Here is a 15,091-nt window from a genome sequence, read left to right on the forward strand (position 1 = left end):
AATATTTATAAAAGGATAACTAGCAAATTGATGCGTGATTAACCAGGAATTTCAGAATTAATGGCGCAATAACCAGGGCTGAGGAGGACCTTAGCAGGTTAAGGGAGTTGTTGGTTAGGTATGGCGGTAATGTGAGGGTTGTGGACCTCATGCAATTAATACATGAGCCGCTACTTCTTAGGCTTATAAATGATGTGTTAGTGAGCAATGATAGGATTGCCTACCTAGGACCCGAGGGTAGTTACTCACATGAGGCTGCCCTTCAATTATTTGGTAAAGATGCAATACTTACTTCCCTTAAGTCAATTGGTGATGTGGTCAAGGGCGTTTATAGGGGCGATTATGGCTTTGGTGTTATACCCATCGAGAATAACCAGGCCGGGGTTGTTGGTGAGTCCATGGAGGCCCTGCTTAGGTGGAATGTGTATGTGAATTACGCAATTGATTATAGGGTGTCTCTATGCCTGGTTGTTAATGATGGGAGTGACATAAACGACATTAAGGAGATTTACTCCCACCCACATGCGATTAATGAGGCACTGAACTTCATATCAAAATTAAATGTCTCGGTAAATTATACGCAATCAACTTCAGAGGCCCTGAGGATAATTAAGGGCTTTAGGCACAGGGCCGCGGTGGCCTCTAGAATGGGTGCTGAGCTTCATGGTCTTAAGTCATTGATCTGCGGTATTGAGGACAACCTGAACTACACAAGGTTCTTGGTAATATCAAGGCACATGGGTAGGGTTGGAGATAGGACAATGGCGATATTCTCAGTACCCAATAGGCCGGGTTCCCTATTCAATGCCCTTAAGCCCTTTGCTGACCTTAGCATAAACCTATCAATGATTTACTCAAGGCCTAATAGGGGTAGTCCCTGGAGCTACGACTTCCTACTGGAGACCGAGTGCCAATTAAGCGATGTAAACTGCTCAAGGGCTTTTGATGAATTAAGTAGGGTGGCTGTTTATGTAAAAATGCTGGGTAGTTATCCTGTGGTTAGGTTTTATTAACTGACTAATTCTATATATTTTAACTGACGAATTTATATAAAATAAGTATAACTTATAAGCACCCCCTTCACTATTTTTCATTGAGTATGGACCACACACCAATGAGCATGTGCACCCAACACCCAGATAACGCTCAAGTACCTAATTGGGTTAAGGATAGCGTTATCCAGGGTGATGATGAGATTCACGAGGCATACCTAGCCTACAGCCTATATGGTTGCCATGAGGTCATGTGGGACTTTGAGGGCAAGGATGTCGATATTTACGTGGTCAGGAAACTACTTAGTAGGTACCCCGACTTCTTCAGGAAGCACGTGATTGGTAGAGACGTATACCTAACCCTCAGGTTACCTAATCCCTGGGCTGAGACCACTGAGAAAAAGTTGTTCTCGCAAGCCCTGGAGTTGGTTCCAACGGCCTATGACATTGCCAGGGAATTTTATGGAGATGATAATGTGAATGGCGTGTTTCAGGTAATACTGCCACTAACGTCGAGGGCAGAGGAGTTGATATTCACGTATAGGTACTACGAAAGGGTTGTGGCCGGTAAGGCTTTCATGGAGTTACTCCCTGGTGTCAAAGTTATGGATGTACTTGGCAGTGTAAAGCCGGGCACAATAGACGTGATACCCCTCATTGAGGACCTGGACTCAATGTTGGGGATTGGCAAGATAATCATTGGTTACTGGAAAGCCATTAGGCCGAGTTACCTCAGGGTCTTCATAGCTAGGTCAGACCCAGCAATGAATTACGGCTTAGTACCTGCGGTACTCATGGCAAAGATAGCACTGAGTAAGTCATTGAGTATTGGTAGGGAGCTCGGTCTCGAGGTTTACCCAATAATTGGCGTTGGCCCAACACCATTTAGGGGTCACTTAACGCCGTATAACGTGGATAACGTCATTAGGGAGTACCATGTGTCCATACCTTCACCATACAATCAGCCTTTAGATATGACTACCCAGAGGGTTCTGTGACTAATGCAGTGTCTAGGCTAAACAATAGGGCACCAGGTAGTGACTGCTTAATTGCGGATTATGGAAAACTCGTAGGCATTATTAGGAAGTACGTGGTTAACTACCAAAGGGAGGTTGAGGGCTTAGCAAATGCCATAAATAAGGTCTCTAACTATGTACCTAGGAGGAGAGCCAGGAAACTACATATAGGCTTATTTGGCTATAGCAGGGGGTTTAGGGGCGTAGTCCTTCCCAGGGCAATCACATTCGTCGCAGCGCTTTATTCCCTGGGTATACCGCCTGAGGTGTTGGGGGTCTCTACTATTAATGAGTTAAGCGATGCAGAGTATGCAGCGTTGAGTGAGGCCTATGTAAACCTAAGGCATGATCTAAGCGTGGCGGCTAGGTACGTATGCCACGAATGCCTAGACATGCTCACAAAACTGGGTAATGCCTTCGGGATTACCAATGATGTAGTTCACATGGTTAGGAAAGACATTGAGACGCTTGAGGAAATGGGCATTAGGGCGGGGCCCAGCGACTATGAAAGTAGGAACATGAGTTGCTGGCGCAGCTGTTAATTAATTCGTTGGCTGAGGGTAGGGAGGATGATACGGTTAAGTACATGGTTGAGATGGCACTAATAAGGCACGCAATAGGCTAAGTCACCAACTTTTCCAGGCAATCACCCTCAAGGCACTCCCTAATCTCCATCGCAACCCTCTTGCCCATGCTTATGGGCTTTCCAAAGTATAGCTTGCTGTATTGGCTCCCGATGCCCATGTATATGTTCGTGCCACCACCAATCCTGAGGGCCACATCGAAAACCACTATGTCGAGGTCCGAGGTGACCATAAGCTGCAGTGTGAATGGCCCAATGACGCCCGGCGGCTCAACCTCCTCAGCGGCCCTCACAAACCTGTCACCCACCTCGAAGAGCCTATTCAACTCGCTCTCCCTAATGGTGGCAGGTTCATGACCGATCTCAATCATCTCCACATCAAAGTAATCCCTAATCTCCAACTGCACATCAGCCGTAAGTCTCAGTAGCCCATCAAGGTTCGTCTGAATCCTCCTATCAATACTGAGTATCTCCACCTCATCCCTAGCGACACTCCTAAAGTAATTAACATTGAAGTGGGCTCCAACAACCAACTCCTCAATCGATGCCTTACCAAGGTCACCCTCACTCACCACCCCATCATTAACCAACTTCCTAAACTTCCTCCAGAAGTCCTCCCTATCCACGGCCACGAAGAAACCCCTCTCAACCCTCTTCCTCGCGTGGGGCATCTTAACCATCACGGGCCTATCAATGTCGTCAGGCGAGGAGTAAGTCCTAGGTCTCCTAATGCCTGCCCTATCGAGGATCTTATAATACGTCTTATCCCCAACCCTCTCCTCATACCTAAGCAGGTACCTATTACCGAATATGGGCACTGGGAATTGGCCCTCGATAGTATCGTAGCCCACGTAAACCGAGAAGCTCCTGTTGGGCACGAATACGGTGCTTAACGACCTCAACTTACTTACGACATCCTCCCTAGCCACATCGGCATACTTATCAAGTATTAACGGAATATCAACAACCCTCCTAAACCTGAGGTACGCCGTCTCCCTACCCCTCTGGCAGACGGCTATCGTCCTGAACTCCTCGTCCTTAGCCCCATCAAAAACATCAAGCTGAGTGACTCGCTATGGCGGCTATGTGCACCGAATCCACGCCAAGCTTATAATTGCTTAGTAATTCCCCGGCACTATGCCTCATGTGACCACCCTCTCCAGCGAGTCCTTCTCGATTGCCATCCTCACCTCCCTGGCAATCCTCCTACCCATGCTCATCGGCTCGCTCCAGTAGAGATACGAGTACGGGCTACCATACACGTACAAATTAGTCCCTGCAACAATCCTCCCAGAGAACTCGAAAATCCTTATATTAGCCTCATCATCAATAACGCCCTCCAGGGAGAAAGGTCCAATTATGCCAGGCGGTAGGGCCCTCCTGGTCTCCTCGGTAAATTTAATGCCGTAATCGAGGACCTTGGGCAACAGGCTCTCCCTGAGCACAAGTGGTATATTACCCACCACGACGAAGGTGGCTTTAGACCCAACTCCACAATTACGTCCGGCGTTAGCCTCCTCAAGCCATCAATGTTGGTTTCATACCTAATGTCGGCACCCAGTATCTCGACCCTACAGTACTGGGCTGTGGAAGTAATGTATGTATATTGGCACGCCTATCAAGTACTCCTGGACAATGGCATCCTTAGGCGTCTTCACCAAGCCTCCCTAACCCTCTCCTCAACACCCCTAACCACCTCCTCCCCAGACCTGGCAATGAAGTAACCCCTACCGCCCTTCGCACCCGGCAACTTGACTATCACGGCCCATCAACATCATCACCGACACTGAAGAGTCTCGGTATTGGTATACCAGCCCTCCTAAGGAGGTCCATCTTAGCCCACTGATCACCCTCAACCCTAAACAACCTCCTGAGCCCGAAGATGGGTACCTCAATACCCTCGGCACAGTCCAGGCCCACATACTCGACATAACTGCCATGCGGCACCAACACGGCATTCAACGAGTGAAGCTCCCAACCACCTCGGGGTTGCATAGCTCCCTCCAGTTATTGAGAACCACGAAGTGATCAATCAAGTGCCTAAACTGCTCATAGAACCAAAGCCTATCCCTGGGCACGATGGCTACGGTCTTAAAACCCTCGAGCTTGGCCCCATGGAATATCTGAAGCGATGAGTGGCTCGCCAGCGTGGCTATGGTGACCCTATCCAAGTCATACCTAGCAAGGACCTCACTCATCACCCAACACCCCAATGAGGGACTTATTCATGAACCTACCGTACAACTCCCTCGATACGTAGATCGGTAGGTAATCGAAGAACACCAGATCGTTTGAGGCGTACCAGGGACCCTCACGCCAAATGCACGCCCTACAAACAACCTCACCACCAACCCTATTAACAAGCCTCTCCAGAGTCCTCATTGTGCTACCCGTCGAAACAACATCATCAAACAAGCACACCCTCCTACCCCTGATAAACTCCACATCTTCACTGGTAAGTACAAGGGTTTGGGGCTCCCTAGTCGTTATTGACTTCACGCTCTCAGTAACGTAACCCCTCATGTAACCCTTAACGCTCATCCTAACAACCACGAACCTACCATGACCGAGACCCTTAGCCACCTCATAGGCCATGGCAATGGCCTTAGCCTCAGCCGTAACAATGATGCCCGGGTCGTATCGCCTCACGGCATTGGCAACCTCACGGCCAGCCCTACCAATGAACTCCACATCACCAAGCACAAGCCAGCATCCGAGGCAATCCATAAGCCATCACCAATGGGCACTATGGCAAGCTACGCCTAAGGCCGAAGACCTCCACCTCATGAAACACCTGCCCCTCATAAAACCTGACAAGCCCAGTGCTATTCATGACCCATCAACCTATTAATTAACACTTTTATTTAAAAATTACTTATTAAAAAAAACCGACATGCATGACGTATTTATTTAAATAATTAATTAAATAAAGCCCTAAAATTAACCACACCAGGTAAGGCAAGGAAAACTTAAAAGACGCGAAATAACACATTGAGCGCGGGGCCGTAGTCTAGCCTGGCTAGGATACGTGGGTTCAACACGCCCGAAGCTCGGCTCGGGATCTAGGGAAGGACGCGAGCCCGAGTGATCCCGGGTTCAAATCCCGGCGGCCCCACCACAAATCGTTGGTTACTTACACGGCCAGTCAATACCGAGGCAAATCACTCTCAATACACCCCGACTAAGTACTACGTTGGCCATAATACTACTACGGGACTAAATTAAGCCCTACCCCTCATTTGCAATTGCCTTTCACTATTTAACGCTACGCAATGTTCAGATTATCAAAATTGAACCCTCCTTTATTTGTAGAATTACCTCCCCATTATGCGCAATGCCACCGATATGACTGATTGGTGTGCCTCTAAAAGATAAACTTACAACACTGCCTTAACCATACCTATTCCAGCCTTAGCCGGCCTTGGTTCATTGGGTGGGTTGGGCTTTGAAACTAACAGCAAACGCCTCAACGACCTCGCCGATCTATTTGCTCGTTATTCACGGCCTAGCGGTTTGGGAACTCACGAACTTAACACGTCCACAATACTCACGTCATTAATGATTAGCGTAATCGCGACAACGGCAATATACGTACTGATTATAACCAAGGAATACCTAAAGCTCCTGGGCATTAGCCCTAACCAACTACCCCAGCATTAATCATGGACTACGCACCGCCAGGTTCAATCAAGAATTGCCCTGAGGAGGACGCCGGGCCTAGCGAACTATGCACAAAACACCGCGAGGAAGTACCACGGGAAACAACGTACAGGGAAATACTGGGTATGTGGTGAGTTTCGAAGGACTGTGAGCCATTATCCAACCAAGATACAATTCACCATGCATGGTGAAAGCACCGTAGGAACAAGTACGTTATTTAGTAATTGAATGGTGATGAAGGAATGGTATTACTGATGTCGTAAACACCGTTGGAACAAATACGTGCCGTGAACGCTCATGGCAATTAATGTTCCAACGACAACCATGCGGAGGGCTAGGGTAATACTTATAAAGAGCCTAATAAAGTAGCGAGCCGGAAGATTTCAATAGAATATTGAAAGTGCCCCACTTCTCTGCCCTATTCGTGAGTGGGGCAAACGGCGCGTTTTGAAGATTTCAATAGAATATTGAAAGATTACTCATTACCCAACCCGAGACCGCTTTATAGACAGAACCGAAGATTTCAATAGAATATTGAAAGTAGTTATTAAGTTCCTGGAGTCAATAATGGACAGGATTGGTAAGTGAAGATTTCAATAGAATATTGAAAGAAGGCCAGAAAGCCCCTTGGCAATAGTCAAGTACTCACTCCTAAGAAGATTTCAATAGAATATTGAAAGTGGTCTCCTTGAACATGTGCCAGGCAATGCCGATGATGATGAGCATGAAGATTTCAATAGAATATTGAAAGTTACTGCCATTACCACGGCAACCGCAATACTCTCGTAATGCCTACCCGAAGATTTCAATAGAATATTGAAAGCGTCCCTCAGGGTGGGCACGCCATGTCGCCTGTGTAGAAACTGAAGATTTCAATAGAATATTGAAAGCCCTATCTATGCAAATCACCTTCATGGTTAATCACCACGCAATGCCTGAAGATTTCAATAGAATATTGAAAGTATCTCAATGACCACTTTGTAATGCCTTTCTGGTAACTAATACCTAACGAAGATTTCAATAGAATTGCGTGAGCGTTAAAAATGGCAAAAGCGGACAAATTCCCTGGGTAAACCCACCCAAGTACCCATGGGGAGGTTGGCACCACCGTAACTCGCTGACCCAAATACGTAAGTAATACTTAATGGTGCATATAGACAAAAGAAATATAAATACTGCCCTGAGACGAACACAATTGGAATGTTAATAGTAGTCACGAGTGGTTCGAAGGGAGGGACGGGAAAGAGTACGGTTGCCCTTGGCCTATCGGCTATTCTTTCGCTTAGGGGCTTTGGTCATGAGTTGTTTGATTACTCCTGCAGCTTGGTGTGTGTACTGGCGTTTATTACTACCTTAGTGACTTCGTTGATGGTGTTAATAGGTTGTCGAGGATGGTGAAGGTCAGGCAGGGCTTGCCCCCCCAGGACTATAGCAGCCTCGCCATTGTTGACCTGCCTCCAATGAGTATTGCCCAGCCTGAGTTTGTTGATTTGTTGGGTAGGTCTGACGTGCTTGTTGTCGTTAGCTCCTACGAGCCTGACTCCGTGGTCTCTGCTGAGAGGGTTCTCGAGGCCTACCCAGGCAGTAGGGTTGTTAAGGTTTGTAATAGGGCTTCCATGGAGGGCTGTGGGCATTATCTAAAGGTCACGCCTGAGTCCCCCTTCTTCGTGATTGGGGAGCCCACGAACTTCAGGACATTCAGTGAGTTGGTTAATGAGCTTGGCTTCCGGGGTGAGGATAAGTTTGAGAGGGTTGGTAGGCAGTTCGTGGTTAATGGCGTTAGGGCTAAGCTCGTTGCCCGTTGGGACCCCTATGCCATAATTGGTGTTGAGGTCTCGCAGAAGTGGTACTACGCCTTAATGCCGTATACGAAGCCTATTGAGGAGTTGGTGACAATGGCTAGGAGCCTCATTGGGCCATTTTACCTCAATAGACTTGGTTTCGCGGATAATGCATTGACTAAGTTGTTTAGGGTTGTCAGGCGTTAAGTGCGCTGTCTCCGGTGCATCGTGGCCTTCACATTGCCTAACCTTAATTAGGGGCCTAATCGGCATTGCCACCATGACGGTGCTACTCACCACGAATGCCACAAACCCCTTCGCCACCGCCGAGAGTGCAATTCAGGGCGTTGTTAATGGCGCCGTTGACTTCATGGCCTTTGTGGCGGCCGTGCTTATCTTAATAACCATAGCAGGCCTAAGTCTCATAGGCTTCCTGGCCCTCGTTCAGTCACTGATTGGTTACTCACTCATTGAGTGGTCCAGCATTAGGCGTATTATTGGTGCCCTGGCCGCGATGGGCGTGGTCTTCATCCTATTAATGGGCATATTACCTGCCGTGCTTAACTCTGTTGGTTTAATGGCGGTGGCTACGGCGCTTAAGAGCTTCATGTCCATGGTTATGAACCACCTATCATCACTCGTCTAGCCCATTACTCGAGGACAACCCTCATCAAATTCTTGATGTAATTCCTAATTCTTTCCGCAACCTCGAGTTGATTATTTGCCCCTTCCACGTATGGTATTACCGCGGCCATGCCGTCTATCCTCAGGTTTTCCCTGGCCATGTAATTGCACTTCGGCCCCTTGGTAGGGACTTCGTGACTTACTCCCTGGTAAGAACCGCGTGTTTGTAATCACGCCTGGCCTATTTATTCATTATCCATGGGCCCTTTGCATTGTGTGGGTGTGCTCTGGGGCTTGGCCGAGTACTCTCATTGCATGTCTGGTTAATTCCTCGGGGCCTATGTTCCTTATTAGTCCTTCCACGACGTTGATCCACGCATCGAATGACTCCTTGCTTGGTGTGTTGCAGGTTATTGAGCCTAGGCTCAGTATTTGCGGTTTATATAACTCAGCGAGTTTCCTGGCCTCCCTGGGCACTAGAATTACTATGCCGGGTGTGTTGCAGCCTGGCGTTAGTATCGTCGCGTCGAAGTACTCCTCAAGCCCCGAATCCTCTATTATCCATAGCACCGCGTCTATGTCGAGGCTTGGCCGTAGGATTATCCAGGCAATGTCCGTGATCGGCCTCTCGAAGATTAGATCGAACCCCTTGAAGTTACTTAGTGCCGTGCACCAGTAATTAATTATGTCAAGGTTGTCTGTGTCCGGGCAGGTTGGGTTATTGTCACTGACCAGGACCTTGACCATTGTTGATCACCCATTTATTGACTGCATTGTCGATTGATCCGATGAATTCATAATCAATGCGTGCCTTAGTCCAATGGTATGAATCATAAACGGTTAAGTTCCAAATCATCAGTAAAACTATGTTTAGCCCTAAATAAAAGCATTTCGATGGTTAATGACGAGATTTTTAAATAACTTCACCTAATGAGGGGCAAACCCACCAGGTATTGGCAATACACACAGTGGCATTAATACCACCGGAAGCGCCTTTGTGATGCAATGGTTTCCGCTAGAGATGGGGATGACGACATTACGACTCACCAACGCGCTAGGCCGGTGGGTTTGCTGCACAGTCCTAGTGCTCCCTGGCAGGTTCACTCACCACTGGGGACTGCATTGAGCGTGAGGGAGATTGATTGAGGGTGTCCAGGGTTCGGCTTTCCGGTTCACCAACACTCTATGGTATTTAAGTAACGATTAACTAACCCGCACACTCATCACCGAGGTCCTAACCCTACTCAACGATGGCTCAACCTACGCGGCCAGGTCAATGCTTCCTGTAAGCGATAGGCCCACCCGTGATGTGGGTTGGGCTTTGAATAACCGAGCAGTCGCCGGGGAACTTGATACCGCTTATTATGGATGGCGCATTTACTGCAGCATCCTGGGTAGGTGCGTTGGCTGGGTCACGGGCTCTATTGAGCATCAGTCTGAATAATGGGTGTTAAAGATCATTTAGGTTTTGTTTAATGGAACGAAGTAAACTCACCCCTCTGGCAGTAGTCTCCTTATTATGGCGTAGTATAGGGCTAACGTGAATATTGCGTGAATATAATCGTCGAGAGGAGCATTGTGTACATGGCGATTAGGGGCAGCGGTATGAGTGTGTTTAGTAACTGCGTTATTGGTACGCCTGAGCCACCGCTTATGAATAGGTATGGGTACCTGGACCCGTCATTAACGTACTCCATGAGCACGAGTACGGCCTCCGCGAGGAGGCCCGTGCTAATTACGGCCGGTCTGACGACCCTACCCTGCATTACCGCGTAAAAGGCGTATAGGGCTGCGGCGCCCAGGGCTATGGTGAGGGCTATCGCGGCGTAGAAGGCTGGGTAGAACATGGCCGTGCTAGGGTCATAACCGAGTAATGGCCCCGCAATGTTGCTGGCTATGTATGGGTCGTACCTCTCGAGGACTGTGAAGTAGTAGGCCCCGGCAATGGCCTGTGGCACTAGTAGTACTAGCCGGTGCCGAGGGCGATCCTCACACCCCTAATGTCTAGGTTCCTCCTAGTCGCCAGTACCGAGGCTGTTACGAAGCGCCTATGTCCATGGCGCCAATTAGCGTGTGGGCAATGAGCGGTGGGTATACAGGGTTTGAGAAGACTGTGAGTGGGTTGAGGTCCCCCGTGACGTACTGTGGGTAATCAAGGCCCGCGAAGAGGTACCTGAAGCCCACTGGTACGAGTAGTACGGATATGGCGAGTGGCACGCCAATTAGGCTGTGGGTCCTTGGGCTGACCCTACCCCATAGGTGCCAGTAGATGGCTATGAGCGGTATGCTCAGTAGTATGCCGACGAGGGCTATGGCTATTGGGTAGAAGTAAACCTTCGTGAATATCGCAGTCATTGATGGGAAGAGCCCCGCCATGAACACGGTCAGTATCGTGCCCCAAACACCGCCAAAGAGCTCCGTCACCACCATGAGCCTGAACATGTCCCTGGCCACCGACTCGAGACCTGGGTCCCTGCGTAGGTAGGCCAGGTACCTGGTTATTACCGTGAGCACTGTGGCCCCTATTATCACGTTAACGAAGACCAGGTGCATCTCCAGGGCGAAACCAAGCACGGCAAAGGAGAGTAGGGCGAGGTAACTACTCATGACCACCCACCCCAGCCAACTCCCTAACCCTATCCAGTAGGCTTGGTCTCGTAGCTACGTAGTACATGGCCAGGGCCCCCACAACAGCTATCGCAAGTAGTATGGCGACCACGAAGGCCACGAAACCCGGCGTTATTGCATCACTCGTTACGACCTCACTTGTGGTTATCAAGCCATAGACCGTCCACGGCTGCCTACCAACCTCCCTCGCGGCCCACCCGGCCGTGGCCGCTATGCCGATAACACAGCCATTGCCGAGGCCAGGAAGGCATTACATTGTCGGCGCCTATCAATACGCCCAGTATTTCGTTGTTTATGAAGTCCGTTATTGCCGATAGAATAGGTACCCTCACGAGGTATGTGAATAGGGCGAGAACGGCGGCTATTGCCAGTAGTATTCCCGCACCAATCATTGTGTAGTAGAACGCGCTCACCAGCGGCGCCAACGGCTCCAAGGAGAGAACCGCGGCCTCGCAGTTCTGGGCTAGCGTCACGTTTGTCAGGGGCCCGAGGTAGCCCAGCATCCCTGGGTCGAGCTCGCCATAGAGCTCGCCGAAGGTGGTGTTGCCCAGCGCCCTGCATTGGCTTAGGTAATAATTGAAGCCGTGGAGTGGGTGGTATGGGTTTCCATAGGCGAATAACGCCTCCGCTGGGTCATAGTACTCATACCCATAGACCCTGGGCCTCCTGTCAGTGTGGTTAGTGCCGTGAACTTGAGCGGTTGGTATGCCACCACGTCATCACCCATGAAGTGACCAAGGACTATGGGCTCGATGATGAGTACCACAACGAGTATCCAGAGAAGGGGCTTTAGTAACTTGGTGTACTTACTGTCGTGGGTCCTGAAGAACCTTATCGATATTGCCAGGGCCACGGCGCTACGCCGATTGCGTAGGCTGCGAATAATGTGTGGAGTGTGGTCACTACGGCGTCGGGGTTAACCATGGGTAGCCATGGGTTCGTTAGGTATGTACCGACCAGTGATGTGAAGTTTGTGCTTGTTAGGGCGACTGAGCCCGAGCCATCTACCGTGTAGTGCAGGAGGAGTGCGGCTAGGTTTAGTGTCGCGGTTAGGTTTGCGGTGTCTGGACCGTAGCTCGGTAGGAATGGGTATAATGCGTGTGGTATCCCGCCCATCCCCCAGGGAACGTTCATCCAGGCATTCGCCGTTAGTATGAAGTACCCGGAGAGTGAGCCGAGGAGCCAGGCCGCGATTAATATACTGAGTGTATACCTCGCCCTCCACCTGCCTATGGCGATTATGAAGAGCACCACGAGAACCGCCTCGCCTATGAAGGCTATGGTGGCTTCGTAGAGGAGTGGGATGAAGGCTGAGGAGGAGAAGAGTAGTATGCTCGTTGGCCAGATGTCCAGTAGGCCGAACTCCACTATGGTGCCTGTGACGGCGCCGAGGGCGAAGTTCACGGCCCAGACCATGGTTAGGGTCTTGGAGTAATTGAGGAATAATGCGTCGCCAGTCCTGTACCACTTAATGAGCCAGGTGAGTATGGCCAGTGGAAAGCCCAGCGTGAATGATACGAAGACCGCGTGTAGGTAAATGCCGATTATGGTCATGACCATTGCGTTACTAACGTTGGTACCATGCACGTAAATCTCACTAAGCACTCCCAAGGTTGAGTTAGTCATCATGGTATTACCTAGCCCCTTAATTAAAAGTGCTTAGGTATTGGTTATTCATTATAGTTGGTAGTTTCCAGTTAAATTCAGTGGCGATGGGGCTTGGATTTATTTTGTTATTCAACGGTATTCATTCGAATGCGACGTGGCATAACCCCAGCAAAAGTTTTTCTCTACCTAGGCTATGTATTACTCGTGAATTACTGGCTTGTCATTATGAGGGAAAGGGTCTTCATGGGCATTGTCGAAACGGGCCTATTTGGTTGCCGTGACCCAGAGTGCGGCCTGTTAATGACTAGGGTAAGGCCCGGCACACGCCTTGTGCTCTTCGTGAGCGGCTTCGGTTGTAAGTCCTACTGTAAGTCCTTCGTGGGGGTTTTCGAGGTTGTTGGTGATTGGGTTAAGGCTGGTAAGAAGTTGAATGATTGGTCCCACGTGGTTGAGGTAAAGCCGATATCCCTGGGTAGGGTTGAGCTTGGCAGCATCGCCAATAACTATCGTTCATTAGGGGTAGGAGGGGCATTACCGAGGCCCTGCACTCCGTGGATCCATCCAACCCCAGGGCCATGCCAATGCCCGTTGAGGATGCGGAATTGATAATTAATGAGTTGAGGAACCAATCAATGCCCAAGCCCGTGATCGAGGTTTTGGGGACTCCAAAGGGCGGTGCTAAGGAAGTTGTTGGTGGGGTTGATTCAACGGGTGCCAAGGCAGGCGCCGAGGCCCTAGGCATTAGCGAGGCGGTGACGTTATTGAAGGAGGCAGCCCAGTTATTTGGTTATTACCCAGTCAGTAACGTGGATGCGGGTGAGTATAGGCTTGACCTTGCCTGGTGGGGTAATGAGGATGAGTATAGGGATGGGTTGGCGCCGCTGGCTGTGTTTGAGGTTGTTGATAACCCCGAGCAGGCATTGGCTAGGCTTAAGCACGCGAGGGACAAGTGGAGGGGCGTCAGGCTATACGCCATTGTTAAGGATGAGAATGCTGAGAGGGTGTTGAGGGGTTCGTTCCATGAGCTTAGGAGGAGGGTTAGGGTGATACTGCTTAGTGAGCTTAGTGGGCTTGTTCGGGACCTTAGGAATCATGGTGAGTTGGTTAGGGAGTTCGTGATGTTGGATAAGGACTGAAGAACGTCATTGGTTGAACGGTTGATGCCTTCGACTAACCCCGGCCATATTCATAGTCTCGGTCCTTGACATGCACTTCTCGCACAACAATAAGCCTAATCACCGACTCCCCCTCATACTAGCCTCCCACTCACCAACCCTGCTCACCAGGCCCCTGGGCGGCACAATATTTGGCCACGTAACCGACAGAATCGGTGAGGGATTACTAACGCATTATTCCTTGGTTTACGCATCAATGATTGAATCCTCGATTACTACCCTAGTGATGGCGTTAATGGCGCTCTTAGGGGTTTGAGGAGCTATACCTCACAATGATTAAGGACACAGTTCAAACCCATAGGGCCACACTCAACGTGAATAGGGAAGCAGGGGTCATGGATTAAGGCTAGGTGATTACTACGTAATCATCGACACCCCACCACTGGTTAAGCCTCTGGGTTTGGCATTACCCTATGGGTGTAACCACGTGAATTAACTAACCCCTCACCCATGTAGGTTTACGTAGCTGCCAAAATAGGCTGGGCAGCATGGATTTCATGAGGTTGACCCGCCATGGACCGTGCAGCAGGAAGGAAGATTAGGCGTTCCATAAATACATGAGTTAATCATCGATACACAGGCCACCATCCCCTTAGTACCCCCAGTTAGTTACTGAGGGAGAGGCTTAGTTCATTAACGCCTTAATCCGCGAACACCTACTTCTCTTTACCTCATAATCAATATTAACCAATAACTCCCACAGAACATCAAGCACATTATCTCCCTTCATGGAACCCACCTTGCCATAGGCAATTACCCTAAACGCTTCATTTATAAAGTCATTTAACGTCTCACGAACCACTCGCCTCTGCCGACTTCGAACCATTCAAGTCTCCACCAGATCATTTTACTTATAAAATTTCCTTTAGTTAAATCATTAATAATAATTATAATTATTTATAATTTATAGACCCCACCTACGCCATGTTCAATGAAAATCAATACCACCTATCCCCATATCCCAGGGGTTTATTAAATTAAGGGCTTTAGTAATTACCGTAGTTCTCAACACTTATAGCCTAAA

Annotated in this window: 19 protein-coding genes, 1 tRNA gene, 3 pseudogenes and 1 CRISPR repeat array; of the genes and pseudogenes, 10 read left to right on the forward strand and 13 right to left on the reverse strand. The window is 49.2% G+C overall.

Annotated elements, in window-relative coordinates:
* Positions 1 to 110 precede the first annotated feature (110 nt).
* Both JCM16159_RS10490 and ppcA read left to right on the forward strand, forming a co-directional pair.
* Positions 111 to 1,013, forward strand: coding sequence for a prephenate dehydratase (locus JCM16159_RS10490; protein ID WP_243666636.1), 903 nt, complete (start codon positions 111 to 113; stop codon positions 1,011 to 1,013).
* Between the two features lie 86 nt (positions 1,014 to 1,099).
* A pseudogene (ppcA, locus tag JCM16159_RS10495) lies at positions 1,100 to 2,633 on the forward strand (phosphoenolpyruvate carboxylase).
* Here the strand turns inward: ppcA and JCM16159_RS10500 are convergent.
* From JCM16159_RS10500 to JCM16159_RS10510, 3 genes and pseudogenes are all read right to left on the reverse strand, one after another.
* Positions 2,630 to 3,737, reverse strand: a pseudogene (locus JCM16159_RS10500) (formate--phosphoribosylaminoimidazolecarboxamide ligase family protein). The pseudogenes ppcA and JCM16159_RS10500 overlap by 4 nt on opposite strands.
* A pseudogene (locus JCM16159_RS19370) lies at positions 3,734 to 4,789 on the reverse strand (DUF1297 domain-containing protein). The pseudogenes JCM16159_RS10500 and JCM16159_RS19370 overlap by 4 nt, the downstream one beginning before the upstream one ends.
* Positions 4,782 to 5,318, reverse strand: a complete 537-nt coding sequence (locus JCM16159_RS10510) for a phosphoribosyltransferase family protein (protein WP_243666639.1) — start codon at positions 5,316 to 5,318, stop codon at positions 4,782 to 4,784. The pseudogene JCM16159_RS19370 and the gene JCM16159_RS10510 overlap by 8 nt, the downstream one beginning before the upstream one ends.
* A gap of 272 nt (positions 5,319 to 5,590) precedes the next feature.
* On the opposite strand from JCM16159_RS10510, the gene JCM16159_RS10515 reads away from it, so the two are divergent.
* The 5 genes from JCM16159_RS10515 (at position 5,591) to JCM16159_RS10525 (ending at position 8,678) form a co-directional block, all read left to right on the forward strand.
* Positions 5,591 to 5,709 (forward strand) — tRNA-Pro (locus tag JCM16159_RS10515).
* A gap of 320 nt (positions 5,710 to 6,029) precedes the next feature.
* Positions 6,030 to 6,251 carry a hypothetical protein gene (locus tag JCM16159_RS17080; RefSeq protein ID WP_243666640.1) on the forward strand — a complete coding sequence of 74 codons (222 nt, stop codon included), beginning with the start codon at positions 6,030 to 6,032 and terminating at the stop codon, positions 6,249 to 6,251.
* Between the two features lie 2 nt (positions 6,252 to 6,253).
* Positions 6,254 to 6,385, forward strand: a complete 132-nt coding sequence (locus JCM16159_RS19375; RefSeq protein ID WP_367834458.1) for a hypothetical protein — start codon at positions 6,254 to 6,256, stop codon at positions 6,383 to 6,385.
* Between the two features lie 242 nt (positions 6,386 to 6,627).
* Positions 6,628 to 7,286: direct repeats of the CRISPR family, unit length 25 nt; unit sequence GAAGATTTCAATAGAATATTGAAAG.
* 293 nt (positions 7,287 to 7,579) lie between these two features.
* On the forward strand, positions 7,580 to 8,239 hold the full coding sequence (locus tag JCM16159_RS10520; protein ID WP_243666641.1) for a hypothetical protein: 660 nt from the start codon (positions 7,580 to 7,582) through the stop codon (positions 8,237 to 8,239).
* A 73-nt stretch (positions 8,240 to 8,312) separates the two neighbouring features.
* On the forward strand, positions 8,313 to 8,678 hold the full coding sequence (locus JCM16159_RS10525; protein ID WP_243666642.1) for a hypothetical protein: 366 nt from the start codon (positions 8,313 to 8,315) through the stop codon (positions 8,676 to 8,678).
* A 4-nt stretch (positions 8,679 to 8,682) separates the two neighbouring features.
* On the opposite strand, the gene JCM16159_RS19380 is transcribed toward JCM16159_RS10525, so the two are convergent.
* The gene (locus JCM16159_RS19380; RefSeq protein WP_367834459.1) at positions 8,683 to 8,817 is read right to left on the reverse strand and encodes a hypothetical protein; all 135 of its coding nucleotides are present in this window, start codon (positions 8,815 to 8,817) and stop codon (positions 8,683 to 8,685) included.
* A gap of 91 nt (positions 8,818 to 8,908) precedes the next feature.
* Positions 8,909 to 9,403 carry a hypothetical protein gene (locus tag JCM16159_RS10530; RefSeq protein ID WP_054857797.1) on the reverse strand — a complete coding sequence of 165 codons (495 nt, stop codon included), beginning with the start codon at positions 9,401 to 9,403 and terminating at the stop codon, positions 8,909 to 8,911.
* A 258-nt stretch (positions 9,404 to 9,661) separates the two neighbouring features.
* Between JCM16159_RS10530 and JCM16159_RS17085 the strand changes: the two genes are divergently transcribed.
* Positions 9,662 to 9,802 (forward strand): hypothetical protein, encoded by a 141-nt coding sequence (locus JCM16159_RS17085; protein WP_243666643.1) that lies wholly within the window; start codon positions 9,662 to 9,664, stop codon positions 9,800 to 9,802.
* Between the two features lie 127 nt (positions 9,803 to 9,929).
* On the opposite strand, the gene JCM16159_RS17090 is transcribed toward JCM16159_RS17085, so the two are convergent.
* The 7 genes from JCM16159_RS17090 to JCM16159_RS17115 all read right to left on the reverse strand — a co-directional run bounded on the left by JCM16159_RS17090 (position 9,930) and on the right by JCM16159_RS17115 (position 12,913).
* Positions 9,930 to 10,088 carry a hypothetical protein gene (locus tag JCM16159_RS17090; protein WP_243666644.1) on the reverse strand — a complete coding sequence of 53 codons (159 nt, stop codon included), beginning with the start codon at positions 10,086 to 10,088 and terminating at the stop codon, positions 9,930 to 9,932.
* Positions 10,089 to 10,191: 103 nt separating this feature from the next.
* Positions 10,192 to 10,614 (reverse strand): hypothetical protein, encoded by a 423-nt coding sequence (locus JCM16159_RS17095; protein WP_243666645.1) that lies wholly within the window; start codon positions 10,612 to 10,614, stop codon positions 10,192 to 10,194.
* A 79-nt stretch (positions 10,615 to 10,693) separates the two neighbouring features.
* On the reverse strand, positions 10,694 to 11,263 hold the full coding sequence (locus JCM16159_RS17100; RefSeq protein ID WP_243666646.1) for a cytochrome ubiquinol oxidase subunit I: 570 nt from the start codon (positions 11,261 to 11,263) through the stop codon (positions 10,694 to 10,696).
* Positions 11,256 to 11,504 (reverse strand): cytochrome ubiquinol oxidase subunit I, encoded by a 249-nt coding sequence (locus JCM16159_RS17105; RefSeq protein WP_367834473.1) that lies wholly within the window; start codon positions 11,502 to 11,504, stop codon positions 11,256 to 11,258. Before JCM16159_RS17105 ends, JCM16159_RS17100 begins: the two co-directional genes overlap by 8 nt.
* Positions 11,458 to 11,787 carry a hypothetical protein gene (locus tag JCM16159_RS17110; RefSeq protein WP_243666647.1) on the reverse strand — a complete coding sequence of 110 codons (330 nt, stop codon included), beginning with the start codon at positions 11,785 to 11,787 and terminating at the stop codon, positions 11,458 to 11,460. Before JCM16159_RS17110 ends, JCM16159_RS17105 begins: the two co-directional genes overlap by 47 nt.
* 62 nt (positions 11,788 to 11,849) lie before the next feature.
* On the reverse strand, positions 11,850 to 12,137 hold the full coding sequence (locus JCM16159_RS19385) for a hypothetical protein (protein WP_367834460.1): 288 nt from the start codon (positions 12,135 to 12,137) through the stop codon (positions 11,850 to 11,852).
* Positions 12,116 to 12,913, reverse strand: coding sequence for a cytochrome ubiquinol oxidase subunit I (locus JCM16159_RS17115; RefSeq protein ID WP_367834461.1), 798 nt, complete (start codon positions 12,911 to 12,913; stop codon positions 12,116 to 12,118). Before JCM16159_RS17115 ends, JCM16159_RS19385 begins: the two co-directional genes overlap by 22 nt.
* 126 nt (positions 12,914 to 13,039) lie before the next feature.
* Here JCM16159_RS17115 and JCM16159_RS17120 point away from each other — a divergent pair, with 126 nt between their 5' ends.
* Together JCM16159_RS17120 and JCM16159_RS17125 are read left to right on the forward strand one after the other, a co-directional pair.
* Positions 13,040 to 13,498: an EVE domain-containing protein gene (locus tag JCM16159_RS17120; protein WP_243666648.1), complete on the forward strand. Its 459-nt coding sequence runs from the start codon at positions 13,040 to 13,042 to the stop codon at positions 13,496 to 13,498.
* Positions 13,444 to 14,028 (forward strand): hypothetical protein, encoded by a 585-nt coding sequence (locus tag JCM16159_RS17125; RefSeq protein ID WP_243666649.1) that lies wholly within the window; start codon positions 13,444 to 13,446, stop codon positions 14,026 to 14,028. The genes JCM16159_RS17120 and JCM16159_RS17125 overlap by 55 nt, the downstream gene beginning before the upstream one ends.
* A gap of 664 nt (positions 14,029 to 14,692) precedes the next feature.
* On the opposite strand, the gene JCM16159_RS17130 is transcribed toward JCM16159_RS17125, so the two are convergent.
* Positions 14,693 to 14,869 carry a hypothetical protein gene (locus tag JCM16159_RS17130; protein ID WP_243666650.1) on the reverse strand — a complete coding sequence of 59 codons (177 nt, stop codon included), beginning with the start codon at positions 14,867 to 14,869 and terminating at the stop codon, positions 14,693 to 14,695.
* Between the last annotated feature and the right edge of the window lie 222 nt (positions 14,870 to 15,091).

This window comes from Vulcanisaeta sp. JCM 16159, assembly GCF_001316265.1.
GTDB lineage: Archaea > Thermoproteota > Thermoprotei > Thermoproteales > Thermocladiaceae > Vulcanisaeta.